Raw genomic sequence first — 25,972 nt, 5'->3', positions numbered from 1 at the left:
TATCATACCGTGAAAATGCCTAAACTTGGTGAGGGAATAGTCAGCGTCTGTCGTAGAAGTTGATTTGCACAATGACTCCAGAAAATGCAGGATTTTTTTGTTTGTAACTTAGCCTGTGCATGGAGTTTTGATATAGTAAGACCAATTTCGAATCAACATTAGGAAAATGTTATGTCAGCAGCTCCACGTATTGGTATCTTGGGCGCAGGCGGTCGTATGGGACGCATCTTAATTCAAGCGGTTCAGCAAGCTGGCTATCAATTGGCTGCTGCGGTAGAACGTCCTGAAAGTAGCTTGGTCGGTGCGGATGCTGGTGAACTTGCAGGGATTGGCGCGGTTGGCGTAAAGGTTGTTGGTAACCTTGCTGAAGTTTTAAAAGATTGTGATGTCGTGATCGACTTTACTGCACCTGCAGCAACGGCACAGCATCTTAAACTTTGCCGTGAAGCAGGCGTTGCGATTGTCATTGGTACCACAGGTATGAATGATGAGCAAAAAGCTTATCTCGATGAAACAGCAACAGAAACCCCTGTGGTCTATGCAGCGAACTATTCTGTCGGTGTAAACGTTTCAATCAAACTTCTTGAATTGGCATCAAAAGTATTTGGCGATACTGTAGATATTGAAGTGATTGAAGCCCATCATCGTCATAAAGTTGATGCACCATCAGGTACAGCGCTAATGTGGGGCGAAGCCATTGCCGGTGCTTTAGGACGTGACCTAAAACAAGATGCTGTGTATTGCCGTGAAGGGCATACGGGTCCACGTGAACGTCAAACCATTGGCTTCCAAACGATTCGTGGTGGTGACATTGTTGGTGAACATACTGCGATGTTTATTGCGGATGGCGAACGTGTTGAAATTACCCATAAAGCGACTAACCGTATGAACTTTGCCTCTGGTGCAGTACGTGCAGCTGCATGGGTAGTTGGTCGTGAAGCACGTAAGTACGATATGAAAGATGTACTGGGTTTTAACGATATTGACGTATAAAAGCGCGTTAAAATCCGTTATAACAACAGCATAAAATTAAAATAAGACGATCAATGGAATGAAAAAAGTCATCTTTATGGCCTGTGCTGTCGCATTCACTGCGGCAGTACAAGCGAAAACTATGGATAATGCCAAACTCACGATTAATAAAAATAATATTAAAGTTTGGACCTACCAAAATGCTCAAAATCCTGTCTTTCAATACAAAGCTGAAACCAGTTTTGATGTGCCCATCGAAAAAGCGGTTACCCTGATTTTAGATGTGGAAAATGCAGTGAATTGGGTCCCTTATATGGGCAGTGTCAAAGTCTTATCCCGCGATGACCAGAAAGGTGAATTCAGTTTATATATGGTGTTGGATTTTCCTTTTCCCTTAAAAGACCGTGATTTGGTGGTACAAGGCAAAATGCGTAAAGATGCACAGGGCATTATTAGCATCCAAAATAAAGCGGTGAAAAAAGGTTATCCGATCAATCCCAATTATGTACGCCTCACCGACTATGAGGGCGATTGGACCTTCCAGCGTTTAGGCAATCAAAAGGTCAAAGTTTCGACCTATGGCTACGCCAATCCGGAAGGTTCCATTCCGCTCAGTTTCGTGAATATGTTTGTGCAGCAACAGCCTTATCAAATGCTACAAAAAATGAAAGTGCAGTTGGGTAAAAGCAAAACTGCAACGGCATTTCCCGAAATTTTAAAATAAGCAGCAGTAATGATTCAGTTCAATATGAACGATCAATGACTTTGCATCTCAGGCAGGCGAAAAGCAGTCAACTGCTGCATGTGCTGTGCTTCTGGAAGTTTGATACTGAGTAAGGTCTGTTCTGGAAATGGATGCGGATGTAACTTAATTTGAAATTGCCGCGCGGTCATTTGTTCACAGGCAAAGCGAAGTTTGGCTTGCTGCGGCATGATATTCATGCCGTTTTCAGATTTGGCTTTATAAATATATAGCTGCTGATGTAACCCGCCGCTGGTGATCGGTTGGATCTGCTCAAGTTCATATTGCGTCAGTTTTTGGGCACTCAAAAAACCTTGAATTAAAGATTTACAGATAAAATTCTGCTGGCTTTGGGCTTGAGTGTGCTGTTCGGGTTGGCACGCCATAAGCGTGAGTGTGCTGAAGATGATTAGACCCGCTCGAAACTGCGTGAAGTCATTCATTTAATTGTCCCCCTATCGTTATTTTTGAGATATCAACCTGATGCATTCAGATTAAATCTGTTAACTTAATGGGTACAGATACAAAAATGATTAAAAAAAGGGTACAGATGGCTTTTCAATATCAGCAGCTTGCGCAGCAGTTGGCACAGAAAATTTATAGTGGTGAATTGGCCGCAGGGCAGCGTCTGTATGCGCTACGTCAATTTTCACAGCAGCATCAGATCAGTTTAAATACCGCGAAACGCTGCTATGAATTACTTGAAGCGAAAGGCCTGATTTATGTCAAAGAAAAGTCTGGTTATTTTGTGCAATCCTCACAGAAAGCCCAGCAAATTGCCGTGCCGAATCATCCTGATTTTGATTCCCGACCACGTGAAATTTCGAATTTAGAATTGCAAATTCAGATCCATGAAGCATCTGCAAATAGTCGCCTGATTCATTTGGGTTCAATTCAGTTGTCCCCCAATTTTGTTCCTGTTGAAGCAATCAGACGTTCAATCCAAAGGGCATTAAAGCATTGTAAACCAGAAGATTTTTTATATAACAATCGGCAAGGTCATCCACAATTGCGTGAAGCTTTGTCGGCACATTGGGCTGAAGATGGTTTTTACATGCCTAAGGATGATATTTACATCAGCAATGGTTGTATGCCTGCTTTGTCAGTGATGTTGCAAAATCTGAGTGCGGAAGGGGAGAGTGTCATTGTTCCGACGCCGAACTATAACGGGCAATTGCAATTATTGGCTTTATTGAAGCGGAAAATTGTTGAAATTCCTGCCAATACGGAAGGTTTTGATTTAGATCGTTTAGAGCAGGCGATGCGGGATTCAGGCGCGAAAGTATGCTTATTGACTGCAAATTTTCAAAATCCTTTGGGTTTTTGTTTAAGTAATGAAGATAAGGAACGAATTGCACAACTGGCTGAAAAATATCAATGTTATGTGATTGAAGATGATATTTATGCTGAGTGTAGTTTCAATGCAAAGCGACCATTGCCTATCAAATATTGGGATCGGGCGGGCTACGTGATCTATTGTGCGTCGATTTCAAAATCTTTATCGCCTTCTTATCGGGTGGGGTGGTTTTGTCTTCCACCACATTTGCAACATTTGCGTCCGAAATTACTTTTGCAAAATGATTCGGTGAATACGCCTTTGCAGTTAGGACTTGCCGATTTGATTTTTAGTCGTGCGTATCGCCAACATCTTGCTGAATTGCGTCCTAAATTAATGGTGCAAGTCGAGCAGTATCGTCAGTATATTTACGATGCTTTTCAAGGGGTTGATATCCGTCTAAATCGGCCTCAAGGCAGTTATGCTCTGTGGTTGCAGATGCCTGAACAAATAGACAGTTTGGCGCTGTATTACCATGCGCAAAAACATGGCATCAATATTGTGCCAGGTTTAATTTTTGGTGAGGACAATCGTTATAACAATTGTATTCGCCTAAATGCAGGGCATGAGCTATCGACAGAAATTCAGCAGGCCATTTTGTTGCTTGCAGATTGGGTGCGTAAGGAATGCAGAAACACAAATGTCATCTAGATTAATGAGTCCATAAAGCATACAAAAAAAAGCCTGCATGCAGCAGGCTTTTTGGGCTTAGATTTTTAGCGTTAAAAATCAGCTTTCAGCACAATTCGATAACGCACATTTCCTGAATGCAAACGTTCAATCGCTTCATTCACCTGAGACATTGGATACATTTCAATTTGAGGTGCAATATTTTGACGTGCGGCGAATCGAAGTAATTCACGCAGTGCCGCAGGAGAGCCAGTTGATGAGCCTGTGACTGATTTAGCACCACTGATCAGCATACCTGCGGGGATTTGCATCGGCTCAAGTGCTAGGCCGAGCATGTGAACGCTTCCATTCGGTGCCAAAGTTGAAAGATAGGCTTGCCAATCCAACGTCACATTGACCGTGCTTAAAATTAAATTGAACTTACCACGTTGTGCTTTAATCGCGGCAAGATCACGACTATTCACCACATGGTCAGCCCCCATAGCTTTAAGTTCATCGGTTTTATCTAAATTTGAACTGAACGCGGTAATTTCACAGCCCCAAGCTTTCAGCAGTTTAATCGCCATATGACCTAAACCACCAATGCCGATCACGGCAACATGGTGAATGGCCTGAATTTGGTGCTGTAAGATGGGATCAAATACTGTAATCCCACCGCAGAGCAGAGGGCCAGCACTGGTTGGATCGAGATCATCTGGAAGCGGAATAACCCATTGCCAGCCCGCACGGACTTTGTCGGCAAAGCCACCTGCATGACCGACGATCGTCGCTGTCTTGGTTCCGGTACATTGGACTTGGCGACCATCGATACATGGGTCACAGTGTTGACAACTTTCTGCTGTCCAGCCAATGCCCACACGTTGTCCGATTTTCAGTCCTTTGGCTTCGCTGCCGAGTTGGGTAATGGTTCCAATCACTTCATGCCCTGGGACCACAGGATAAACCGAAGATTTCCAATCATTTTGGATAATAGAAATATCTGAGTGACAAAGACCGCAATACTCGACTTTGACTTCAACCTGATGGGCTTGTAATTCACCTGCATCAAATTGGTAGGGAACAAGGGCTTCACCACTGTTCATTGCTGCATAGGCGTGGATCGTGTTGTTACTCATTATTCTATCCTTTCTGTTTTTGAGGTCATTCTTCGTGCGTGTATTTAAAGTCACAGTGATTTTCATGATCATTGACCATGCCGATGGCTTGCATCAGAGCATAGCAAGTCGTCGGGCCGACAAATTTAAAACCATGCTTTTTTAATGCTTTGGACATGGCCTGACTTTGAGCGGTTTGTGCAAGGGCGCTGCGATATTCAACTACATCATTATTGGCAATTTGACCTTCGACAAAATTCCAAAGAAATTCCACCGGATGAATCCCTTGGGCTTTTAACTGTTGCCATGCTTTGGCATTATCACGAATGGCAGTGAGTTTGCCGATATGGCGAATCAAACCTGAATCTTGTAATTTTTCTTGTAATTGTAGGTCACTCAACGCTGCGATTTCGGCAATGGGATATTGAAAAAAATGCTGCTGATAGCAGGCCCGCTTTTTCAGCACAGTGATCCAAGACAGCCCCGCTTGTTGTCCTTCAAGACATAGCATTTCAAAGAGATGCTGCTCATCAAAACTAGGTTTAGCCCACTCAGTGTCGTGGTAGGCAATATATAAAGGATCTTCGGAGCACCAAGCACAGCGTTGTATCGTCATGTTGAATGCTCCTTTTGACTTAAATTTTAAAGACAGTCCATTGATCGTTTTTATTGTCCCAATACAACAGTTCCGCTTGATCGAGATCGGCAAATTGAATCCATACATCTTTACCTGATTTGTCTGCGTAGCCGGTGCTGATGAGTAATGCTTCTTCAGTGATCTCCATGATCCAGCCCTGATAAGACTGTCCATTGAGGCTGATTTTTTGTTGATTACCAGATTCTGCAAATTCCACCAGACGATTGATCAACGCTTCTGACATGTATGTTTCCTAAAATTAACGTAAATACGGATAGGGGTTAACGGCATTGCGACCTTTACCACCCAAGTAAATGCCATAATGCAAATGTGGTGCAGTATGTCGAGCATTGCCAGTATTACCTACATAGCCAATGACATCACCTTTTTTGACATAGTCGCCGACATTTAAGCCACGTTTATGACCATCAAGATGCGCATAATAATGCCAAGAACCTGCGGGCCCCATAATCCATATCACTTTACCACCCAAATTGTTATTACGTAAGTCAGCAACTAAACCTTCTGTAGCACTGAGAACTTTTGTTCCACGTGGAACAATAATATCAATACCTTCGTGGCTTCGTCCTTGGCTACGCGCTGCGCCCCAAGTATCCTTGAGCGCACTTCGTTTGACTTGATGAACAGGAACAGGCAATTGATTGGATAAACGCATGCTTTGTAATTTTTTCACTTCATGTGCAGGCAATGTACTGCCAGATGGTTTGGGTGGAGTCGACGTACAGGCGCTGAGTAAAAGCAAAATAAAACCAATACCGCCGAACAACCCTCTGCGAAGCTGAAAAAATCCTTGAGTCACATTTGTCCCTATTCAATTGATGAGCAGTTCAAAACTATGGCATAGAATGGCTTTCGAGTTCTAGCGTAGAAATGAGTTTTTTCATGGCGGTTGGAATACCGAGTGCAATGGCTTGTATCGGGCTAAACCACTGTCCGTTGCATTCAATCGCTAAATGCTCTTTTTGATCGGCAGCAACGCTAAACACTGTAGCCTCTAAAAGCCAAGTGAAGTGGGTAAAACTATGCGATATTTGCACTTGAGTAGTGGTAGGTTTCAGTCCAAGCTGCTGAGTGTAGGATTGAAACTCATGGGGTTGATCAAAAATAGGTAAACACCACAGACCACCCCATAGACCGCTATTCGGACGTTGTATCCACAACCATTCTCCTGCAGATTGAATCAGCATGACTTGGGCCTCTCTCACTGGAACAGGCTTTTTAGGCTTTTTATAAGGTAATTCAGTCTCTAAACCCTGAGCATGTGCTTTGCAGTGCTGCTGCATAGGACAATATAAACAGAGCGGCTTTTTCGGCGTGCATACCGTTGCACCAAGATCCATAATCGCTTGGGTATAATCGTGGTTGCGTTCAGTGGGGCAGAGCTCTGTCGCCAGTTGCCACATGGCCCGTTCATGTACAGGTTTCGATAAATCATCTTCTATAGCAAAGAAACGAGACAATACTCGCTTGACGTTGCCGTCCATAATCACGCCATATTGTCTTAAACCCAAAGACATCAGCGCACCCGCGGTAGACGGGCCGATGCCCGGTAGTTCCATCCACTGCTCAAGATTGCTTGGAAAATGTCCCTGACGTGCAACAATTCCTGCGGCTTTGTGTAAGTTCCGAGCCCGTGCATAGTAGCCTAAGCCAGCCCAATAGGGCGCCACATCATCCCAAGAGGCATGGCCTAAATCTTCAACAGTCGGAAATCGTTGAATAAATCGATCAAAATATTGTAAGACGGTTTTGACTTGAGTCTGTTGTAGCATAATTTCTGAAACCCATACTTTGTAAGGGTCATCCTTCACTTGCCACGGTAAGTCATGACGACCATGGACATCAAACCAGTCGAGAAGGGCATCAGAAAAGTTAAACATGCAATACAGTCAAAATTGAAAAAACCTGCCTAGTATACATCTTTCAATAGGCATTCTTTTTGTTCAAAACGAAAACTGTATATCAGGGGAAATGCAAAAATAGTGGCCATCAAAAAAGGAGCCGAAGCTCCTTAGTGAGTGTAAAATTTTAAAGTTTAGCTTTTAAAGCCCCAGCGGGTATCAAGCGCCAATGTTTGGTTTTCATAACGTGGAATAATGTGAATATGCACATGTTCAGTGGCTTCGCCAAAAACTTGTCCATCATTAAACCCAATATGAAAGCCTGTAGGTTGATAGCGTAAATTTAATTCATTACGCGCTTGTTCAAGTAAGGACATTAAACTTTTACGTTCTTTATCAGTAATTTCAAAAAATGAACCAACATGACGTAGCGGGACAATGACAGCATGCCCTTTAGACAGTGTATGTGGTTCAGGAAGTACAACACCAAAATCATTTTTTGCAATAACGTCATATTCGTCAAAATTGCAATATGGACAATTGAGATCTGTCATTGTGCTCTCCTCATTTTTATAAATTAAATATCGGTATTGGTTCTTAGCGCTTTAAGAACCAAGCTGGCGTGCTAACAAGGCATACATGGCCGCTAAGCTTTGTTGTTCTGCAGTAGCGTTATAAGCTAAATCTACGCCGTTGGCTTTGGCGCGTTCATCCGCCATCGGGTTGCTAAAGCCATGTTTTGCACCTTCAAAAATATTGATTTGATACTTCACTTGGGCAGCATCCATTTCATTTCTAAAGGTCGCAACATCTTCTAAGCTCACCATCGAGTCGAGCTCACCATGTTGCACTAAAATCTCTGCTTGGACTTGTCCTGTTTGTGCAGGAGTCGCTGTAGCAAGTGTTGCATGGAAGGTCACCACAGCTTTTAATGCAGCACCTGAACGAGCTAAATCCAGCACGACTTTTCCGCCATAGCAAAAGCCTATAGCTGCGAGTTTATCTGCATTTACTTCTTTTTGCTGTGCCAAAGTGTTTAATGCAGCAGACGCACGGGTCACGATGGTGTCGGCATGATCAAAAGTCTGCATCATCCATTCATAAGCTTGCTTGGCATCTGTAGTGACTTTTTTGTCACCATACATATCCAAAGCGAAAGCAGCATAGCCTTGTTCTGCCAATTCACGTGCACGTTGTTCGGTATATTCATTGCGTCCCCACCATTCAGGTGCAACTAACACACCTGCGATCGCAGTGTCTGACTCTGGAGCAGCAAAATAGCCAAAAAGTTGAGTTCCATCCGCTGCTGTATATTGAATTTCGCGAGTCTTAATTTTAACGGTCATGGTCAAATCCTTATGTGCGGCTACGCAGTTGATGAAGATTTAAAATAAAGGGAAATTGGTTTTTGTGAAATAAATATAAGATATCAATGTGAATTTTAAGTCAAATCAATCAAAAAAATTGTAAAAGAAAATAATGGTACGAAGAAATATTGAGGAGCACCGAGATTTGTCGATGCTCCTGTAGGGGGTATTGTTATTTAGAGAGAACTTCGATGAGCTCTACATCAAAAATCAGTGTGCTGTTTGGCTCAATGACGTCTGCTGAACCAATTTGACCATAACCTAAATTTGCAGGAATGAAGAAGCGATATTTTGCACCTTCTTTCATCAACTGGAGACCTTCCGTCCAACCCTGAATGACTTGGCTTACTTGAAACATCGCAGGTTGGTTACGTGCAATTGAACTATCAAAAACAGTGCCATCAATTAAGCGACCTTCATAGTGAACTTTCACTGTTGAATTGGCTTTAGGTGACTTACCTTTGCCAGCTTGAATGACTTGATACTGCAGGCCAGATTTCGTGACCTGAATGCCCGGTTTTTTGGCATTTTCAGCAAGGAAAGCTGAACCAATGGTGGCATTCGCATCCGCTTTTTGCTTCAGTTCAATCAGTTGTTTCGCTTCGGTTTGCTTTTTATATTGGGTTAAGGCACGGGTCATTTCTTCATCTGTTAATGACGAAGCTTGACCTTTAGATGCTGCCTTTAAACCTGCAACAAATGCATCAATATCCAAATCCTTAATGGATTCAGCATTACTGCGTCCCATTAAATAACCAAAACTATAACCCACTTGTTCTGCAGCACTACTTTTATTACTGACATCTTTGGCAAATACAGTGCTTGAGCAGAGTGCCAAACACAATATACTGATCTGTAATTTCATGACCGAGTCTCAAAATAAAGCAGGAGAGCGAAAAGCTCTCCTGTACCGGTTTTATTATTTAACTTCAATGAGTTCTACATCAAAAATTAAAGTACTGTTCGGTGGAATCGTTCCTGGAACACCTTGAGCACCATAACCTAAGTTTGAAGGAATATATAAAGTGGCTTTACCGCCTTCTTTCATTAACTGTAGACCTTCAGTCCAACCTGGAATTACTTGGTTCAATGGGAATTCAATTGGCTCGCCGCGCTGTACTGAACTATCAAATACTGTGCCATCTACTAACTTACCTGTGTAGTGAACTTTAACAACTGATGTGGCTTGCGGTTGTTTACCTGTACCTTCTTTCGTTGTTAGGTACTGTAAACCAGAAGCAGTGGTTTTAACCCCAGCTTTACTTTTGTTTTCTGTTAAGAAATTATCGCTGCTACTTTGTGCTTGCTTATTGCTTTCGAGCTGCTTGTTTTGCATTTCTTGCTGGAACTCAGCATATGCTTTTTGTAATTCTTCTTCAGTATATGCAGGTTTTGCACGAGCATGACCCGCACGAACGCCAGTGACAAAGCTATCAATATCTAATTCTGGAGGCGTTTGATGGGCAACTTCATAACCAAGTGCATAACTGATTTTAGCGACAGCAGAAGCATTTGCAGCTGGTTGAGTTGATGTTGCTGATTGCGTAGCAGGTGTTTTAGTTGCATAGTAAACAGGAACAAGTGCGGCACCGCCGAGTAATACAGCGACAGCGATAGGTAGGGCCTTACTCATATATTTTCCCACAATTATTTTATATGTAAAAAGTTGCTGAAATTCTAGCAGACTTTTCCTGTTCAGCGCTTACCTATCTCTATGATCAGGTAAGGTGCAGGAAAGATCATCATAGTCATGTTCTTATTTTTATACTATAACGGTATGAATATATAAAACATTTTTTATACAGAATGATGCATGCAACATAAATTTCGAAAATAAAAAAAACCACCGTATTCGGTGGCTTTTTTGAATAGGCTTGAATTAGTCTTGGTCTTTTGAAGCTTTATAACCATAAGAATAGTTATAGCCATAACCATAACCAGCTGAGCTACGTTGAATGTCATTTAAAATAATACCATTGACCTTCACACCCACTTGTTCAAAGCGGTTCACGGTTAACTCTAGTTCTTTCAACTGAGTTTTCGCATAACGAGCAATCACCAAATTCACACCAGCATATTGCGAAATAATGAAACCGTCTGTCACCGCAAGTACAGGAGGGGTATCAATGATCACATGATCAAACATCGGTGAAATCAAATCTAAGAATTCTTTGAATTTACCAGAACTTAAAAGCTCAGATGGATTAGAAGGGCTTTTACCACGAGTAATCACACTCAAATTTGGAATTTCAGTGGTTTTAATGATGCTGTCTAGATCACGCTGACCATTTAAATACTCAGAAAGACCTGGTTGGTTGTCATGATTGAAGTATTTGTTCAAATAACCACGACGTAAATCGGCATCAATAATTAAAACACGTTTATCGCTTTGCGCAAGAATGGTAGCTAAATTGGTTGAAATAAACGATTTACCAACTTCTGGTGCTGGCCCCGAAATCATGATCAGGTTATTTTTTGCAGATGTCAGTGCAAAGTGAATGGCAGTACGCATACTGCGCAGGCTTTCAATTGCAATATCATCGCTATTTTTAACCGCAAGTACAGGAATGGTCTTTTTCTTCTTCAGTAACTTGATGCGACTTTCTTGAACAGGGGAACGTGGCACAGTGGCATAAACCGGAAGATCCAGATTATTTTCAATTTCTGAAGAATCTTTAATTCCTGAGCGAAGCATATTGCGAACAAGAGCAATTAATACACCAATAAAGCCACCGACAAATAACGATAAAATCAGAACAATTAATTTTTTCGGCTTGATTGGTTCAATCGGTTCTACAGCAGTATCCACAATACGGACATTACCAATTTCCCCTGCTTTTGCAATACGGAGTTGTTGGTAAGAGTTGAGTAGAGCGGTATAGAGTTGCTGTTTCACTTCAACTTCACGATAAAGCTGTAAATAGCGGCGTTGTAAATCTGGAAGTTTTTTTAATGTGGCATTTAGTTCAGCAATTTTGCTATTAATTGCCCCCAATTGTGCATTCATTTGCTGCATCACTGGGTGTTCGCTGGTGTATTTTGCAGACGCCTCAGCTACTTTTTGTTCAAGCTGTGCTTTTTGGGTTTCGAGTGTAATACTTTGAGTTAAATACAACTCAGACTCTTTAGTGACATCTACCGTATTAAACTCTTGACGGAATTTGTTAAATTCGCGTTCCGCAACATCCAGTTGTTGTTTTAGTTCAGGTAGTTGCTCATCCAAAAACTTTAAGGTCTGCGCGCTTTCAGCTGAACGGCGTTCAATATTTTGCTGGCTATAGGCTGCTAAAATTGAATTGAGTACTTGGGTAATATGTTCTTTATCTTGACCCTGATAATTTAATCCAAGGACACCGGTCATTTTCCCTTTTTCAGCAACCGAAAAATTCTCTAAAATATTATCAACTGCAGCAGGTAAAGATTGCTTTTGAATTAGGTAGTGATCTTTTAACTTGTCGCGGGTAAAAATCGAAATATCCCACGATCCATCAGTGGTACGTAATGAATTCGCTTGATTGAGCTTCGCAGTCAGAATTTTTTCTTCAGTTTCGGTATCTATCAGTGTAATGAGATTATCTTCGAAGCTTAAACTGAGGTCTTTATCACGATATACGTTAGGCACATTAAATTGACGGACTTCAAAACTTTTTTCATCGTCTTTAAAAGTTACTGATTTATTTTTATATTCTGTGACATATTCATGCGGGGAAAATAAGCGATCAGTGAAAGAATTTTCTGTACCGGAAATTTTTAGGTCGAGATGTAAACTCTGAATGACATTACCAAGAACTAAACGTGATTTAAGAATCTCAATTTCTGCTTGGGCAGATTGTTTTTGATCAATCATGCTTGATAGATCACCCAAGAGTGCTGCTGAAGTTCCTTTACTTTCCTCAACCTGTACCAGTGCATTTACTGCGTAGGTATCAGGCGTGGTTCTTAAATAAAGCAGGGCACAAACGAGACTTAAAATTACACATAAAGCAATTAACTTCCACTGTGCAATCAGAGAGAAAAATAATTCTTTTAAATCAATTGTATCTTCTGTATTGGTATTTTGGCTCATAATCGTACATCAAAAGTTAAATTTGTTTAGTCCAATCTGCAACGCAAGATTGGATCAGTTCTGAGGTCTGGTCAAAAAAAGCTTGATCGTGCTGATATGGGTCAGGCACATTTTTACCTTGCCAATGACCTAAACGAAAAGTCTTTCCCTTTGCAAATGGCCATGTCTGTTCAATATGCTTTTGTTGATTTGAACTCATGACCAAAATTAAATCTGATTTTTTGATCAGTTCAGCATTTAATTTTTGGGCAATATGTCCACTCATATCGATGCCAATTTTTTGCATACAGTATTGAGCTTTTTCATCTGCTGCATGTCCAATCATACCTGAGATTCCAGCTGAATAAATATTCAGGTCGGGATGATCTTTTTTTAGGAGATACTCCGCCATAGGACTTCGGCAAATATTACCTACACAGACCACCAAAATATTTTTAAATAACATTATTGGCCCAATCTGTCCAAGTTATAGATGATATTTGAGAAAGGAATCACTTGATTGATTACACGCTGCCAGCGAGCTAAACCAGATGCATCAACATACACAATATCATTGCTGCGCATTTTGAACTGGTTAGCGAGCCCAAAGTCACCGATACTGGTTAAATCTAAATGGTAAATTTCAGTCATCGGGCTATTTACATCGCTACGCACTACGTAGATTTTACCTCGACTTGCTGAAAGTGAGTTAATCCCTAGACTTTCACCGAGGACATCACTGAGGCTCATGCCTTGTTCACGCATTGGTAACGATTGGTTTTTGCCAGACTCTCCCATCACATAAATTTTTTGGTTTTCACGTGAGTTGACATAAATTGTGTCATTTGGTTTGATGAGTAAGTTGTGTAAAGAATATCCAGCTTTTTCAAGTTCAATACTATTGAGTACATAACTTTGACCATTTCTAACTAAGGTTAAAGATGCATTGTCACCAAATTGACTATTTACTCCGCCCGCCATACCTAATGCAGTATAAATACTAGTTGGTTGGTCGGTTAAATTAAACTGACCACCTTTCATCACGTTACCTTGAACAGAAAAACGTTGGCCTTGGTAGGAAAGTACCCGAACAATCACATCTGGGGTTTTTAAGTAACGAGCAAGTTGACTGCGTAATTCCTGATTGACTTGTGTCAGCGATTTTCCGGCAGCTTTATATCGGCCAATAATAGGGAATTGGATATAGCCACTTTGATCAATTTGGTAACCATTTGATTTAATCGCTTCTGCATTGCTTATTGTATTTGTGGGTGGTGTAATTTCAGGATATGCCCATAAATAAATAGATAAAATATCACCCGGATTTAAACGATAACTTTTTTGTTGTTGATTGAATAGATGGGCAAAATTTTGCTGATTTACTTGGGCGGGTTGAACAGCAACTAAATTTTCTTGAGTTAGTTTAATAACATTGACTGTCGAGCCTAAATCAGTCTGAAATGTACCTTCCTTAGGAAGGTCATAGGTTTGTAAGCCTGAAGTAATGGCACAACCCGTCATACTCAGACTCAAAGCTAACATACAGCTATAACGATAGTAACTCACTCGAATACAAATCCTATTTATAAAATTTTTGAATCATTGAAATACGGGTTTAAGTACCCAAATTACTCATTTTAGAATGTTAAGTTTATACTATTCACCTCGTAGAATATAGCTTTACATTTGTTTTAAATCGTAAGTTTAATCAACACTTGTATGGATAAATATCTTTTTAAAGATCTTGTTGTTAGTTAAATTTTTTTAAATATACAAAGTTGGTTTTATAGGGGGAGTTGTTTAATCCAATAAATATTGTTGATTAAAATTACAGTCCTCATAGAACATCATTACACAATCGAAATTTGATTTTCTGATATAATTTAACGCTATTTACAACATAACGATGATTGATGATTCATCGATGACATAGGCTTCAGTATGTTACAACTCTCCGAATTAAAAATTGCCATAATCGGATTAGGTTATGTCGGTTTACCGCTAGCTGTTGAGTTTGGAAAAAAAGTTCCCGTGGTGGGCTTTGATATTCATCAGAAGCGTATTGATGAATTACGTAGCGGACGTGATCATACCCTAGAAGTTTCTCCTGAAGAATTAGCACAATCAGCTCAATTAAGTTACAGCGCAAATTTAGAAGATTTAAAAGACTGTAATTTCTTTATTGTTACAGTGCCAACCCCGATTGATGAATATAAACAACCAGATTTAACCCCATTGGTTAAAGCTTCAGAAAGCATTGCAAAAGTGTTGAAAAAAGGTGATGTGGTTGTCTATGAATCAACGGTTTATCCGGGTGCAACAGAAGAAGTCTGTATTCCTGTTTTAGAGAAAAATTCAGGCTTAATATTCAATCAGGATTTTTATGCAGGCTATAGCCCTGAACGAATTAATCCGGGTGATAAATTACACCGGGTAACCAATATTTTAAAAATCACTTCGGGTTCAACACCAGAAGTGGCTGATTATGTTGATGAAGTCTATAACCTGATTATTGAAGCGGGTACTCATAAAGCAGCTAGCATTAAGGTTGCAGAAGCAGCGAAAGTGATTGAAAACACTCAGCGTGATGTGAATATTGCCTTAATTAATGAATTGGCATTGATTTTCAATAAAATGGGTATTGATACCGAAGCGGTATTACACGCAGCGGGAACAAAATGGAACTTCCTTCCATTCCGTCCGGGTTTAGTCGGTGGTCACTGCATCGGTGTTGACCCGTACTATTTAACGCATAAAGCCCAAGCGATTGGCTACAACCCTGAAATTATTTTAGCGGGTCGTCGTTTAAATGATGGTATGGGCGCTTACGTTGTGACTCAGCTAGTGAAAGCCATGCTGAAAAAACGCATTCAAGTGGAAGATGCCAAAGTCCTCATTTTAGGCTTAAGCTTTAAAGAAAACTGCCCGGATATCCGTAATACCCGTATCATTGATATTGTGAAAGAACTGCAAGAATATCATGTCAATGTTGATGTATATGATCCTTGGGTGGATGCTGCTGAAGCTGTGCATGAATATGGGATTCAGCCTGTACAAATGCCTGCACAAGGTGAGTATGATGCTGTGATTTTGGCAGTCGCGCATGAGCAATTTAAAGACATGGGCGTAGATGCCATCCGTGCTTTGGGTAAAGCTGATCATGTGTTGTATGACTTGAAATACGTGTTATCTCAAGCTGAATCTGATCTTCGTTTGTAAGGGGCATACCAAATGAATCAATATCAACAGGTATGTGAACACCTTAAAACAGCGCCTAAAACATGGCTGGTAACGGGTGTTGCGGGCTTTATTGGCTCGAATCTTCTCGAAACATTACTTAAGCTCAACCAAACCGTAGTGGGTTTAGATAACTTTGCTACAGGTCATCAGCATAATTTGGATGAAGTGCAAAGTTTAGTGACTGCTGAGCAATGGGCGAAATTCAGTTTTATTGAAGGTGATATTCGCCAATTTTCCGACTGCCAAAAAGCCTGTGTTGGCGTGGATTATGTCTTGCATGAAGCCGCTTTAGGTTCTGTACCGCGTTCAATTGCAGACCCCATCACCACCAATGAAACCAATATCAGTGGTTTCTTAAATATGCTCACCGCAGCACGTGATGCGGGTGTTGCTAGCTTTACTTATGCGGCCAGCAGTTCAACCTATGGTGACCATCCGGCATTGCCAAAAGTGGAAGAAAATATTGGTAATCCACTTTCACCTTATGCGGTGACCAAGTATGTAAATGAACTCTATGCCGATGTGTTTGCACGTGCATACGGTTTTAAAGCGATTGGCCTACGTTATTTTAATGTGTTTGGTCAACGCCAAGATCCAAACGGTGCTTATGCGGCAGTGATCCCGAAATGGACGGCATCGATGATTGATGGTGAGGATGTCTTCATCAACGGTGACGGTGAAACCAGTCGTGATTTCTGTTTTATTGATAATACGGTTCAAGCCAATATTTTGGCGGCGACAGCATCGGATGAAGCGAAAAACCAAGTGTATAACGTGGCTGTGGGTGACCGTACTACGTTGAATGAGTTATATCGTGCCATTCAGGTGGCACTTGCTGAAAATGCGGTGAACTTTGAGCGCGATCCTGTGTACCGTGATTTCCGAGCTGGTGATGTACGTCATTCACAAGCCAGCATTGCCAAAATTGAGCAAGGCTTGGGTTATGCACCGCAGTTCAAAATTGCCGAAGGCATTCAACTGGCGATGCGTTGGTACGTAAACAACTTAAAATGATATTGAACAGATGATTGCGAAAATTTTCGCAAAGTATCAGTCGATTGGGCTAATTACCTTAAGTTTACTGGCAGGTGCGATAATGACATTTATCGCACTTCCTGTTTTAACACGCCTATATTCTGTTGCTGACTTTGGGGCTTACGGGATTGCATTGGCGATAGTCAGTGTACTTTCAACTGTAGCCAATTTGCGTTTGGATCAAGCGCTATTAGTTGCCGAAGAAGGTGATAAAAAAAGCCTGATCTTTGAAGGGGTAGTATTTTCAACTTTCATCGCGATTGTTAGCGGCATTGTTATTAGTTTTATTCTAAATATTGAAATGGCAGGGGCTGTTGCCACAGGCATACTTGCCAACACTTTGATTCAAAGTCTGTATAACTATCAATTTGCAGCGCATAAAGAATATTTTTGTGCAGGTTTAAATATTTTTAGAAGTGCCATTGTCGTGTTGGTGCAACTCTCGTTGCCATTCGTGATGCAGATCAGCTTGGCGAATAGTTATAACGTCAGCTCGATTATCATGATTGTGGCGGTGCTGATTTATTTACTAAATAATCAACTGTATCAAGTGAGTTGGCAAGCATTTAAACATTACAAAGATTTTATTTATGCCAATACACCGCATGCCTTGCTGAATAGTTTTTCGCATAATTTGCCTTACTATGTGGTGTCGCATTTTGTCGGTGTGCAGGCGATGGGCTTCTATGCCATTGTCGAAAGGACTTTGCGTGTTCCGATTAATTTGATTTCGCAAACTTTGCGTCAGTTCTTTATTCGCAAATTTAAAACCACGGATTCCAATCAAAGTGCTTTAAAGGCGAGTGTACTACTCAGTCTGGTTTCACTGCCATTATTTGCTTTGGTCTTTGTATTGCCTGAATCTTTATATTTATGGGTTTTTGGCAGTGAATGGGTGGGTATTTCGAGCTATTTCCAAATTTTAGCTTTGGGCTATTGGGCGATTTTCTGTAATCCGCCAAGCTCAGCTTTTCTGATTGCTAAGCGCAATAGCCAAGTGCTGTTTAAGTTGCAAATCGTAGAACTCATCATTAAGTTCGCTTTATTTGCAGGCTTCTATGCAGTCTTTGCTGATAAAGTATATATGTTGCTTGCGGTGCCTGTAGCACTGATCATTTATAACTTTGCCATTTTATATGTGGTGTGGAGAAACAAAAGCTGATGTTTTTTAAACTGTTAAAACTGATGAATTGGTTCACTGCACAATCCCGTCAGCAATTTTATAATGTGGCTTTTGGCACCAAATTTCGTTATTTCGGCAAAGCCTGTACGGTCGATATTAGCGGACAAGTGAAAATTGGCAACAATGTTTATATTGGCGATCATGTCAGTTTAATTGTCGAGCAAGGTGCGAGCTTAGAAATCGCGGATAACAGTTTTATTGGTGAAAGTTGTTATATCAAATGCTTTGGTGGCAAGGTGTCGATTGGTAAAGATGTCAGTATTAACTCTAAGTCATTTATCAATGGCTGTGGCGGTGTGAGCATTGGCGATAACACCCGTATTGGCACGCAAAGCATCATCATTGCCAGCAATCATAAATTTGGTGAACCTGATATTTTGGTGAAAGATGCGATTACCAAACAAGGGGTCAGTTTAGGTGAAAATATTTGGCTTGGTGCGCGGGTGACGGTACTTGATGGCGTGAAAATTCCAAATGATTCGGTGATTGGCGCGTGTAGCCTCGTGTCGAAACCTTTGGACGACTCGGGTGTCTATGTCGGCAGTCCTGCCAAAAAAATTAAATCGCTGTGATCTTATTTTTCATCCTGCATCGTGACTGCGGTTTCCATATCGTAAAGTGTATTTTCAGCGTAAAATAGCTGACTTATTTTCCTCCTTTTAAGTTGCCTCGCCTCATTCAGGTACTGTGTATGTCATTTATGGTTTCTGCTTTTCGACAGCTGTTTGATTTAGCTTATTTTATGGTAAAAGGCAGTGTGGCTTATGCACGTAAAAAAGGTGTGAAAGTTGGTGAAAACTGCCGAATCTATATTAAAAGTTGGGGCTCGGAACCGTTCTTGGTCAGTATTGGCGATCATGTGACGGTCACTTCAGGAGTGAAATTTATTACCCATGATGGCAGTACCTGTTTAGTCAAAGATGAGCAAGGGAAGCGCTATCAACGCTTTGCGCCGATTCAAGTCGGTTCTCATGTATTTATTGGGGTCAATACTATTGTAATGCCGGGTGTAAGCATTGGCTCCAACGTGGTGATTGGCGCAGGCTCGGTGGTGACCAAAGACATTCCTGATCACAGCGTGGCGATTGGCGTACCTGCCAAAGTGGTATCCAGTTTTTCCGATTATCAATCCAAAATTCAAAGCACCTGTGCCAGTGACAGTGAGCTTGCTGGCATCACGGATTATCGTGAGCGTGTTGAGCATGCCATGGCGATTCAAGCCTCAAAAACACTGCATTAATATTCTCCCATTTTAAAATTTAGGTCTGCATATGTTGAATAAAGTCATGTTCTTTTTGCCGAGCTTGGGCGGTGGCGGTGCAGAACGTACAGTCATTCAACTCGCCAATAGCTTTGCAGAACAAGGTCTCAATATTCATTTGGGCGTGTGTAATGTCACAGGTGACAAAGCCAAGCTATTACCCGAAGTGAGTTCTAAAATTGAATTGGTGAATTTTAATTGCGGTCGGGTGATGAATAGCATCACGCCTTTAAAAATAAAAATGAAAGCTGAGCAATACGACTGCTTAGTCGCAACGCAAACCCACACCAATATTGTGGCAGGTATTGCGAAAAGACTCGCAGGTGTTAAAACGCTATTAATCTTCCGTGAAGTATCTACGCCGTCCAAAAACTTAAAATTGCAAGGTCTTGCCAAATTTTTGCTGAAAACTTTGGTGAATTGGACTTATCCCATAGCACAGCAAGTGGTTTGTGTTTCCAAAGGGGTTGAAGCCGATTTTCGTGAATATTATGGCTATAAAAATAATAATCTGAGCACGATTTATAACCCTGTATTGGACGATGCCTATTTTGAAAAACTCAAAGCGCCAGTCACACACAAATTTTTAAATGGTGACCATAAAGTGATTTTGGCAGTGGGGCGTCTCACTGAAGCAAAGAACTTTGGTTTTCTGATCCGCTCCTTTAAAGCCTTGCATGATCAGCATCCTGAAACCCGATTATTGATTTTAGGTGAGGGCGAACTGCGTGCAGAGTTTGAAGATTTGGTATCTGACTTAGGTTTAAAAGATGTCGTGGATTTGCCGGGCTTTGATGCCAATCCATACGCTTATTTTAAATATGCATCGCTATTTGTTTTAAGCTCGAATTGGGAAGGCTTGCCGGGTGTACTTATTCAAGCCTTAGCCTCTAAAGTGAAAGTGGTGAGTACCAACTGTCCAAGTGGACCAATGGAAATTCTAGAAAACTCTAAGTTTGGTTTATTGGTTGAATGTAATGATCAGGCAGGTTTAACCCAGGCGATGCAACAGGCAATTTTTGCTGATTATGTACATTATTCAGAAGCTAATTTTGAAGCCCATATTCAGCAATTCCACAAAGCAACGGTATTGCAGCAGTACTTAAACATGATGGAGTCTGCAACATGAGCAAACCGTTGATGGTGCATGTGATCACCAACTTTGCAGGGGTGGGCGGTGCTGAGATGATGCTGGCACGCTTAATCCAGCAAACTGAACATGACTATCAGCATGTGGTTATTGCATTGATGAAAACCTCCGAGGTGTATCAAAGTACTTTAGATCGATGTCAGTCATATTATGCATTGGGTTGGAATGGAATCAATACGCTGGGGACGATTCAAAAACTGCGTGTTTTACTCAAACAATTACAACCGAAAACCGTGCAATGTTGGATGTACCATGCCAATGCATTGACAAGTTTAAGCATTATTGGTTTAGCCCAAAAACCAAAAGTAGTTTGGGGTATTCATCATTCGCTTGCTTCTCCTAAAGATGAATCGATCAGTACCAAGATTGCGTTGGGCATAAGCAAAATACTGTCACAGCAACCTAGTGCTATTATTTATTGTGCGCATTCATCCATGCAACAGCATCAGGCCTTCGGCTTTAAAAATGGCAATAGCCAAGTGATTGCCAATGGCGTGTTTCTCGATAAGTTTCAGCCGAATTTACAGTTAAATCAGCCTACGGTGATTGGTTTTGCAGGGCGTTATCACACGGCCAAAGGCTACCCCTATTTGTTTGAAACGATGGGCTTACTGAAAGATAAAAATATCATCTTTAAAATTGCTGGCAGCGGCGCGAGTTTAGAAAATCCTGAAGTAAAAGCCTTGTTTGAGCAGTATCAGCTAGATGCCGAAAAAGTGCATTTGCTTGATCAAATCTCGGATATGCCTGCTTTTTATCAATCCATTGATGCATTTCTCATGACCTCAATTACCGAAGGTTTTCCGAATGTGTTGGTGGAAGCGATGGCATCGGGACTGCCATGTATCAGTACCGATGTTGGCGATGCCAAATATATTGTGCAGGATTTAGGAAGTATTGTTCCACCACGTAATGCGCAAGCTTTGGCAGATGCGATTTTAGCCTATACACAAAAATCAGAAGCAGAAAAACAAAGCTTAAAACAAGCCGTGCGTGAGCGTGTAGAAGCACATTTCAGTATTGAGCAAGTGAGTCAGCAATATATGCAAGTTTGGGAGCAAAGCCGTTGAAATTTCTGATGATCAGCAGTTTTCTGCCTTCTGTTTTAAATTTCCGCGGGAAACTGTTGGAAGCTATTCATACGCAAGACTATGAAATTCATATTATGGCGCCTGAGTTTGCATCATTTCCTGAAGAGCAGCAAAAACTGCAAGCCCTTGGCTATCATCTGCATGAAATTCCCATGCAGCGCACAGGCACCAATCCGCTGGCGGATTTAAAACTGTTAAAACATCTCTATCAGAAGATCCGTCAAATTCAGCCGGATTATGTACTGTCTTACACGATCAAACCTGTGATTTATGGCACGCTTGCGTCATGGCTTGTGAAAGTACCGCATCGTTTTGCTTTAATTACAGGTCTGGGCTATGCCTTTCAAAATGTGGAATCTGGCAAGCGTAGTCTGTTTCAAAAGCTGGTGCATGGCTTATATACACAAGCGCTCAAACGTAGCGACAAAGTTTTTTTCCAAAACCCAGATGATTTAAAGCTGTTCCAAGAGATGCACTTACTGGATGTTAGTAAACCGACGGTGGTGGTGAATGGTTCGGGTGTCAATGTACAAGACTTTGATGTATTGCCTTTACCGCAAAATGATGTGGGGACAGTTAAAGCCTCATTTTTACTTATTGCACGGCTTTTGGGTGATAAAGGTGTGCGCGAATATGCTGAATCGGCGCGCATCATCAAAGCACAATATCCTGAATCGGAATTTCATTTGGTCGGTTGGATTGATGATAATCCATCAGCTATTTCTAAAGCCGAACTCGATGAATGGATTGCCGATGATCGCCTCAAATATTGGGGCAAACTCAGTGATGTCCGTCCTGCAATTGCGGAAAGCTCGGTCTACGTGTTGCCCTCCTACCGTGAAGGCACGCCACGTACGGTATTAGAGGCGATGGCTATGGGACGGGCGATTATTACCACCGATGCACCAGGTTGTCGTGAAACGGTATCGCACGGTGTGAATGGTTATTTGGTCGGGGTGAAGTCTATAGATGATTTGGTGCAATGCATGCAATACTTTATTGAAGATCCAAAATTGATTGAATATATGGGGCAGCGTTCGCGAGAAATCGCGCTGAATAAATATGATGTGCATCAAGTGAATAAGCATATGCTGGCTGAAATGGGTATCCATTAAAGGCGATTCACCCAATTTAAGAGGCGATCCAGATGACTTTAAAATATATAAAAAGTGATTTATACCGTTATACGGGCAATCTTGGTTTTAAATCATTTTTGAAAACTTATTTATTCAATCGTGGTTTTAATTTTTCATTTTGGCTGCGTTTGGCCAGTGCAAAATCATTTTGGGCAAAGTTGGCTTATCCCATTTATTATTATAAAAAAAAGCAGTACGGCATAGATATTCATACCACAACTCAAATTGGATATGGTCTGTTTATTGGTCATGGCGGGCCGCTGGTTGTTAACCCTACGACTGTGCTTGGCAATAATGTAAATTTATCGCAATTTACAACGATTGGTGCCAATGGTGGCCGTCAAGCAGCAGAAATTGGTGACAATGTTTATATTGGGCCGAATGTTTGCATCATTGAGCATGTCAAAATTGGCAATAATGCCACTATCGGTGCGGGCAGCGTTGTGACGAAAGACATTCCTGAAAATGCAACTGCGGTAGGAAACTACGCGAAGGTGATCAGCATGAATAACCCGGGTCATGCAGTCAATCGTCGTTGGACCGATCTCTAAACGACTATATTTTCGGGATCTTTTGGAATGGGCAATACTTGAGTCCCTTTGACGGTTGAAAATATTTTACAAATCTGATGGTCTCGAACAGGGTATAATCATTGCTATAAATGGATACCATTCCCCCATCTTCATCTAATCTTAAGAGTGAACCATGTTAAAGCGTTTATTGGATATTGTTATTGCATCATCTGCGCTGGTGCTGCTGTCTCCTGTTTATGCTTTGGTGGCTTATAAGGTGAAAAAGAATTTAGGTTCTCCTGTTTTATTCCGTCAGCTACGTCCGGGTCTGTATGGCAAGCCTTTTGAAATGGTGAAGTTCCGCACCATGAAAGATGCACTAGATCTCGATGGCAATCCATTGCCAGACAGTGAGCGTCTGACCGCATTTGGTAAAATGCTTCGTGCCACCAGTTTGGATGAAATGCCTGAACTGTGGAATGTGATTAAAGGCGATATGAGTATTGTCGGACCAAGACCATTATTGATGGAATATTTACCGCTCTATAATCGTGAGCAGGCCAAACGTCATAACGTGCGTCCGGGCATCACAGGACATGCTCAAGTGAATGGTCGTAATGCCATTTCATGGGAAAAAAAGTTTGAACTCGATACGTGGTATGTGGAAAATCAGTCTTTATGGCTCGATTTTAAAATCATGTTAAAAACCGTGAAAAAAGTGATTGCCAAGGATGATATCAGTGCCGAAGGTGAAGCCACCACGACCAAATTTACCGGCACACCGGAACAAAAATAATGACAACACTCTATGCGATTTATGGAGCTTCAGGTTGTGGGCGTAGCCTGATGCCTGTTGCACGCCAGCAATTAGCACGTGAAAATGATGCTTCAGAAATTGTATTTATTGATGATGCCTTAGAATCGGTTGCAGACGTAAATGGTCATCGTGCCATGAATTACCTCGCATTTTTAAATGAAATGGCTTCAGAAAAATACGTACAAATTGCCATTGCCAATAGTCATGTGCGAGAAAAGATCGCTCAGCGTTTAAAGATGGATGGCATTCAGCTTTGGTCGATCACTGCGGACAATGTGGTTTTAATGGATCAGCTTGAGCTCGCTGAAGGCTCTGCTTTAAGTCCATTTGTCACTATTGGCTCAAATGTCAGAATCGGTAAGTGTTTTCAAGCCAATTTATACAGTTATGTTGAGCATGATTGTGTGATTGGGGATTTTGTTACTTTTGCGCCAGGCGTAAAATGCAACGGCAATATTCATATTCATGACCATGCCTATATTGGTGCGGGTGCGATGATTAAGCAGGGTACACCTGATCAGCCTTTAGTGATTGGTCGTGGTGCTGTGGTGGGTATGGGCGCTGTGGTGACCAAAAGCGTGCCTGCGGGCGTAACAGTGGTGGGAAATCCTGCCCGTATACTGACCAGTAAATGATAAATTTAGGAAAAACTCATGTTAAACACTGCATTTGAACCTTGGCCAAGCTTTACTCAAGCAGAAGCCGATGCGGTATCAAAAGTCCTTTTATCCAATAAAGTCAATTATTGGACAGGACAAGAGTGCCGTGAGTTTGAAAAAGAATTTGCAGCATTTGCACAGACGCAGTATGCCGTCGCTGTAGCGAATGGCACAGTCGCACTGGATTTGGCCTTAAAAGCCCTTGGCATTGGCACAGGCGATGATGTGATTGTTACCTCACGTACCTTTTTAGCTTCGGCAAGCTCGATTGTGACTGCAGGTGCCAATCCTGTTTTTGCCGATGTTGAGCTGGATTCACAGAATATTTCACGCAGTACCATTGAAGCTGTGCTTACTCCGAAAACCAAAGCCATTATTTGTGTGCATTTGGCGGGTTGGATGTGTGATATGGATCCGATCATGCGGTTGGCTGAGGAAAAAGGCTTTTTTGTGATTGAGGATTGTGCCCAAGCGCATGGTGCAATGTACAAAGGAAAATCAGCTGGTTCCATCGGTCATATAGGCGCATGGTCTTTCTGCCAAGACAAAATCATGACCACGGGCGGTGAAGGTGGCATGGTCACTACCAATGACGAAAGTCTGTGGAAAAAAATGTGGTCATATAAAGATCACGGTAAAAACTTTGATAGCGTGTATAACAAGCAACATCCACCGGGCTTCCGCTGGCTGCATGACTCATTTGGCACCAACTGGCGCATGATGGAAATGCAGGCGGTGATTGGCCGTTTACAGCTCAAACAAATGCCAGAATGGACTGCAAAACGTAATGCTAATATGGTGCGTATCCAAGCGGCGTTTGATAATAGTCCGTATTTTACTGTAGCAAAACCATCTGTTGAATATGTGCATGCAGCCTATAAATGCTATGTTCACGTCAATGTCGATGCATTACCCAACGGCTGGTCGCGTGATCGAATCATGGCAGAAATCAATGCATTGAATGTGCCTTGTTTTAGCGGCTCGTGTTCAGAAGTGTATTTAGAAAAAGCATTTGATGGTACGCCTTGGCGTCCTGCGCAGTCTTTACCGCAAGCTAATCAGCTCGGTACAACAAGCTTAATGTTCCTTGTACACCCAACATTGTCTGAGCACAGCCTGCAGAAAACCGTGGATGCGATCCAAGCGGTGATCGCAAAAATCTAAACCTGAAAAGAGCGTATAATATGCGCTCTCATTCGCTTT

General features: G+C 41.6%; 28 protein-coding genes. 15 read left to right on the top strand and 13 right to left on the bottom strand.

Features of this window, described 5'->3' with window-relative positions; genetic code table 11:
- Window positions 1-171 precede the first annotated feature (171 nt).
- Window positions 172-993 carry a 4-hydroxy-tetrahydrodipicolinate reductase gene (dapB, locus tag FTU38_RS06990; protein WP_078194102.1) on the top strand — a complete coding sequence of 274 codons (822 nt, stop codon included), beginning with the start codon at window positions 172-174 and terminating at the stop codon, window positions 991-993.
- Between the two features lie 58 nt (window positions 994-1,051).
- On the top strand, window positions 1,052-1,696 hold the full coding sequence (locus FTU38_RS06985) for an START domain-containing protein (RefSeq protein WP_180026211.1): 645 nt from the start codon (window positions 1,052-1,054) through the stop codon (window positions 1,694-1,696).
- Window positions 1,697-1,728: 32 nt separating this feature from the next.
- Here FTU38_RS06985 and FTU38_RS06980 read toward each other — a convergent pair whose 3' ends face one another.
- Entirely contained in the window at window positions 1,729-2,157 is a 429-nt protein-coding gene (locus FTU38_RS06980) for a hypothetical protein (RefSeq protein WP_257225689.1), read from the bottom strand.
- A gap of 107 nt (window positions 2,158-2,264) precedes the next feature.
- On the opposite strand from FTU38_RS06980, the gene FTU38_RS06975 reads away from it, so the two are divergent.
- Window positions 2,265-3,701, top strand: coding sequence for a PLP-dependent aminotransferase family protein (locus FTU38_RS06975; RefSeq protein ID WP_180024809.1), 1,437 nt, complete (start codon window positions 2,265-2,267; stop codon window positions 3,699-3,701).
- 71 nt (window positions 3,702-3,772) lie between these two features.
- On the opposite strand, the gene FTU38_RS06970 is transcribed toward FTU38_RS06975, so the two are convergent.
- The 12 genes from FTU38_RS06970 to FTU38_RS06915 form a co-directional block, all read right to left on the bottom strand.
- Window positions 3,773-4,795, bottom strand: coding sequence for an NAD(P)-dependent alcohol dehydrogenase (locus FTU38_RS06970; RefSeq protein ID WP_168379437.1), 1,023 nt, complete (start codon window positions 4,793-4,795; stop codon window positions 3,773-3,775).
- Between the two features lie 25 nt (window positions 4,796-4,820).
- A complete protein-coding gene (locus FTU38_RS06965) occupies window positions 4,821-5,390 on the bottom strand; it encodes a DNA-3-methyladenine glycosylase I (RefSeq protein ID WP_180110860.1) in 570 nt (189 codons plus the stop codon).
- 19 nt (window positions 5,391-5,409) lie between these two features.
- Window positions 5,410-5,655 (bottom strand): hypothetical protein, encoded by a 246-nt coding sequence (locus tag FTU38_RS06960; RefSeq protein WP_078191630.1) that lies wholly within the window; start codon window positions 5,653-5,655, stop codon window positions 5,410-5,412.
- A gap of 15 nt (window positions 5,656-5,670) precedes the next feature.
- Window positions 5,671-6,198, bottom strand: coding sequence for a M23 family metallopeptidase (locus FTU38_RS06955; protein WP_180110865.1), 528 nt, complete (start codon window positions 6,196-6,198; stop codon window positions 5,671-5,673).
- A 67-nt stretch (window positions 6,199-6,265) separates the two neighbouring features.
- Window positions 6,266-7,312, bottom strand: a complete 1,047-nt coding sequence (gene mutY, locus FTU38_RS06950; RefSeq protein ID WP_180110859.1) for an A/G-specific adenine glycosylase — start codon at window positions 7,310-7,312, stop codon at window positions 6,266-6,268.
- 155 nt (window positions 7,313-7,467) lie between these two features.
- Window positions 7,468-7,827 carry an HIT family protein gene (locus FTU38_RS06945; protein WP_180022942.1) on the bottom strand — a complete coding sequence of 120 codons (360 nt, stop codon included), beginning with the start codon at window positions 7,825-7,827 and terminating at the stop codon, window positions 7,468-7,470.
- Between the two features lie 51 nt (window positions 7,828-7,878).
- The gene (locus FTU38_RS06940; RefSeq protein ID WP_180110858.1) at window positions 7,879-8,619 is read right to left on the bottom strand and encodes a dienelactone hydrolase family protein; all 741 of its coding nucleotides are present in this window, start codon (window positions 8,617-8,619) and stop codon (window positions 7,879-7,881) included.
- A 193-nt stretch (window positions 8,620-8,812) separates the two neighbouring features.
- Window positions 8,813-9,505 (bottom strand): FKBP-type peptidyl-prolyl cis-trans isomerase, encoded by a 693-nt coding sequence (locus FTU38_RS06935; protein WP_180110857.1) that lies wholly within the window; start codon window positions 9,503-9,505, stop codon window positions 8,813-8,815.
- 54 nt (window positions 9,506-9,559) lie between these two features.
- Window positions 9,560-10,273: an FKBP-type peptidyl-prolyl cis-trans isomerase gene (locus tag FTU38_RS06930; protein WP_078191625.1), complete on the bottom strand. Its 714-nt coding sequence runs from the start codon at window positions 10,271-10,273 to the stop codon at window positions 9,560-9,562.
- A 246-nt stretch (window positions 10,274-10,519) separates the two neighbouring features.
- Entirely contained in the window at window positions 10,520-12,706 is a 2,187-nt protein-coding gene (locus FTU38_RS06925) for a polysaccharide biosynthesis tyrosine autokinase (RefSeq protein WP_180110856.1), read from the bottom strand.
- Between the two features lie 16 nt (window positions 12,707-12,722).
- A complete protein-coding gene (locus FTU38_RS06920) occupies window positions 12,723-13,151 on the bottom strand; it encodes a low molecular weight protein-tyrosine-phosphatase (protein WP_180003627.1) in 429 nt (142 codons plus the stop codon).
- Complete coding sequence (locus tag FTU38_RS06915) at window positions 13,151-14,227, bottom strand: polysaccharide biosynthesis/export family protein (protein WP_180110097.1); 1,077 nt, start codon at window positions 14,225-14,227, stop codon at window positions 13,151-13,153. The genes FTU38_RS06920 and FTU38_RS06915 overlap by 1 nt, the downstream gene beginning before the upstream one ends.
- A 399-nt stretch (window positions 14,228-14,626) precedes the next feature.
- On the opposite strand from FTU38_RS06915, the gene tviB reads away from it, so the two are divergent.
- From tviB to FTU38_RS06855, 12 genes are all read left to right on the top strand, one after another.
- A complete protein-coding gene (gene tviB, locus FTU38_RS06910) occupies window positions 14,627-15,904 on the top strand; it encodes a Vi polysaccharide biosynthesis UDP-N-acetylglucosamine C-6 dehydrogenase TviB (protein ID WP_180110855.1) in 1,278 nt (425 codons plus the stop codon).
- A 12-nt stretch (window positions 15,905-15,916) separates the two neighbouring features.
- Window positions 15,917-16,939: an NAD-dependent epimerase/dehydratase family protein gene (locus FTU38_RS06905; protein ID WP_180110854.1), complete on the top strand. Its 1,023-nt coding sequence runs from the start codon at window positions 15,917-15,919 to the stop codon at window positions 16,937-16,939.
- Between the two features lie 10 nt (window positions 16,940-16,949).
- Window positions 16,950-18,122 (top strand): lipopolysaccharide biosynthesis protein, encoded by a 1,173-nt coding sequence (locus FTU38_RS06900; protein ID WP_180110853.1) that lies wholly within the window; start codon window positions 16,950-16,952, stop codon window positions 18,120-18,122.
- Window positions 18,122-18,715 (top strand): acyltransferase, encoded by a 594-nt coding sequence (locus FTU38_RS06895; RefSeq protein ID WP_180110852.1) that lies wholly within the window; start codon window positions 18,122-18,124, stop codon window positions 18,713-18,715. The genes FTU38_RS06900 and FTU38_RS06895 overlap by 1 nt, the downstream gene beginning before the upstream one ends.
- A 119-nt stretch (window positions 18,716-18,834) precedes the next feature.
- Window positions 18,835-19,383: a DapH/DapD/GlmU-related protein gene (locus FTU38_RS06890; RefSeq protein ID WP_180110851.1), complete on the top strand. Its 549-nt coding sequence runs from the start codon at window positions 18,835-18,837 to the stop codon at window positions 19,381-19,383.
- A gap of 31 nt (window positions 19,384-19,414) precedes the next feature.
- Entirely contained in the window at window positions 19,415-20,533 is a 1,119-nt protein-coding gene (locus FTU38_RS06885; RefSeq protein WP_180110850.1) for a glycosyltransferase, read from the top strand.
- On the top strand, window positions 20,530-21,624 hold the full coding sequence (locus FTU38_RS06880) for a glycosyltransferase (RefSeq protein ID WP_180110849.1): 1,095 nt from the start codon (window positions 20,530-20,532) through the stop codon (window positions 21,622-21,624). The genes FTU38_RS06885 and FTU38_RS06880 overlap by 4 nt, the downstream gene beginning before the upstream one ends.
- Complete coding sequence (locus FTU38_RS06875; RefSeq protein ID WP_180110848.1) at window positions 21,621-22,760, top strand: glycosyltransferase family 4 protein; 1,140 nt, start codon at window positions 21,621-21,623, stop codon at window positions 22,758-22,760. Before FTU38_RS06880 ends, FTU38_RS06875 begins: the two co-directional genes overlap by 4 nt.
- Before the next feature lie 32 nt (window positions 22,761-22,792).
- Window positions 22,793-23,332: a serine O-acetyltransferase gene (locus FTU38_RS06870; protein WP_060513820.1), complete on the top strand. Its 540-nt coding sequence runs from the start codon at window positions 22,793-22,795 to the stop codon at window positions 23,330-23,332.
- A 154-nt stretch (window positions 23,333-23,486) separates the two neighbouring features.
- Window positions 23,487-24,089 (top strand): sugar transferase, encoded by a 603-nt coding sequence (locus FTU38_RS06865; protein ID WP_180110847.1) that lies wholly within the window; start codon window positions 23,487-23,489, stop codon window positions 24,087-24,089.
- On the top strand, window positions 24,089-24,745 hold the full coding sequence (locus tag FTU38_RS06860; RefSeq protein WP_180110846.1) for a NeuD/PglB/VioB family sugar acetyltransferase: 657 nt from the start codon (window positions 24,089-24,091) through the stop codon (window positions 24,743-24,745). Before FTU38_RS06865 ends, FTU38_RS06860 begins: the two co-directional genes overlap by 1 nt.
- 18 nt (window positions 24,746-24,763) lie before the next feature.
- On the top strand, window positions 24,764-25,933 hold the full coding sequence (locus FTU38_RS06855) for a DegT/DnrJ/EryC1/StrS aminotransferase family protein (RefSeq protein WP_180110845.1): 1,170 nt from the start codon (window positions 24,764-24,766) through the stop codon (window positions 25,931-25,933).
- Window positions 25,934-25,972: the final 39 nt, after the last annotated feature.

The sequence above is a fragment of the Acinetobacter sp. YH12098 genome, from assembly GCF_013419235.1.
Lineage (GTDB): Bacteria > Pseudomonadota > Gammaproteobacteria > Pseudomonadales > Moraxellaceae > Acinetobacter > Acinetobacter amyesii.
This window is presented reverse-complemented; position numbering and strand designations above follow the sequence as displayed.

Excerpts from the sequence above, each read along its gene's own strand:
- FTU38_RS06925 (WP_180110856.1), bottom strand. The coding sequence starts at position 12,706 with ATGAGCCAAAATACCAATACAGAAGATACAATTGATTTAAAAGAATTA.
- FTU38_RS06985 (WP_180026211.1), top strand. The coding sequence starts at position 1,052 with ATGAAAAAAGTCATCTTTATGGCCTGTGCTGTCGCATTCACTGCGGCA.
- FTU38_RS06930 (WP_078191625.1), bottom strand. The coding sequence starts at position 10,273 with ATGAGTAAGGCCCTACCTATCGCTGTCGCTGTATTACTCGGCGGTGCC.
- FTU38_RS06880 (WP_180110849.1), top strand. The coding sequence starts at position 20,530 with ATGAGCAAACCGTTGATGGTGCATGTGATCACCAACTTTGCAGGGGTG.
- FTU38_RS06965 (WP_180110860.1), bottom strand. The coding sequence starts at position 5,390 with ATGACGATACAACGCTGTGCTTGGTGCTCCGAAGATCCTTTATATATT.
- FTU38_RS06945 (WP_180022942.1), bottom strand. The coding sequence starts at position 7,827 with ATGACAGATCTCAATTGTCCATATTGCAATTTTGACGAATATGACGTT.
- FTU38_RS06960 (WP_078191630.1), bottom strand. The coding sequence starts at position 5,655 with ATGTCAGAAGCGTTGATCAATCGTCTGGTGGAATTTGCAGAATCTGGT.
- FTU38_RS06870 (WP_060513820.1), top strand. The coding sequence starts at position 22,793 with ATGACTTTAAAATATATAAAAAGTGATTTATACCGTTATACGGGCAAT.
- FTU38_RS06980 (WP_257225689.1), bottom strand. The coding sequence starts at position 2,157 with ATGAATGACTTCACGCAGTTTCGAGCGGGTCTAATCATCTTCAGCACA.
- FTU38_RS06900 (WP_180110853.1), top strand. The coding sequence starts at position 16,950 with ATGATTGCGAAAATTTTCGCAAAGTATCAGTCGATTGGGCTAATTACC.
- FTU38_RS06940 (WP_180110858.1), bottom strand. The coding sequence starts at position 8,619 with ATGACCGTTAAAATTAAGACTCGCGAAATTCAATATACAGCAGCGGAT.
- FTU38_RS06860 (WP_180110846.1), top strand. The coding sequence starts at position 24,089 with ATGACAACACTCTATGCGATTTATGGAGCTTCAGGTTGTGGGCGTAGC.
- mutY (WP_180110859.1), bottom strand. The coding sequence starts at position 7,312 with ATGTTTAACTTTTCTGATGCCCTTCTCGACTGGTTTGATGTCCATGGT.
- FTU38_RS06855 (WP_180110845.1), top strand. The coding sequence starts at position 24,764 with ATGTTAAACACTGCATTTGAACCTTGGCCAAGCTTTACTCAAGCAGAA.
- tviB (WP_180110855.1), top strand. The coding sequence starts at position 14,627 with ATGTTACAACTCTCCGAATTAAAAATTGCCATAATCGGATTAGGTTAT.
- FTU38_RS06905 (WP_180110854.1), top strand. The coding sequence starts at position 15,917 with ATGAATCAATATCAACAGGTATGTGAACACCTTAAAACAGCGCCTAAA.
- FTU38_RS06975 (WP_180024809.1), top strand. The coding sequence starts at position 2,265 with ATGGCTTTTCAATATCAGCAGCTTGCGCAGCAGTTGGCACAGAAAATT.
- FTU38_RS06895 (WP_180110852.1), top strand. The coding sequence starts at position 18,122 with ATGTTTTTTAAACTGTTAAAACTGATGAATTGGTTCACTGCACAATCC.
- FTU38_RS06915 (WP_180110097.1), bottom strand. The coding sequence starts at position 14,227 with ATGTTAGCTTTGAGTCTGAGTATGACGGGTTGTGCCATTACTTCAGGC.
- FTU38_RS06970 (WP_168379437.1), bottom strand. The coding sequence starts at position 4,795 with ATGAGTAACAACACGATCCACGCCTATGCAGCAATGAACAGTGGTGAA.
- FTU38_RS06935 (WP_180110857.1), bottom strand. The coding sequence starts at position 9,505 with ATGAAATTACAGATCAGTATATTGTGTTTGGCACTCTGCTCAAGCACT.
- FTU38_RS06885 (WP_180110850.1), top strand. The coding sequence starts at position 19,415 with ATGTTGAATAAAGTCATGTTCTTTTTGCCGAGCTTGGGCGGTGGCGGT.
- FTU38_RS06920 (WP_180003627.1), bottom strand. The coding sequence starts at position 13,151 with ATGTTATTTAAAAATATTTTGGTGGTCTGTGTAGGTAATATTTGCCGA.
- FTU38_RS06890 (WP_180110851.1), top strand. The coding sequence starts at position 18,835 with ATGTCATTTATGGTTTCTGCTTTTCGACAGCTGTTTGATTTAGCTTAT.
- dapB (WP_078194102.1), top strand. The coding sequence starts at position 172 with ATGTCAGCAGCTCCACGTATTGGTATCTTGGGCGCAGGCGGTCGTATG.
- FTU38_RS06865 (WP_180110847.1), top strand. The coding sequence starts at position 23,487 with ATGTTAAAGCGTTTATTGGATATTGTTATTGCATCATCTGCGCTGGTG.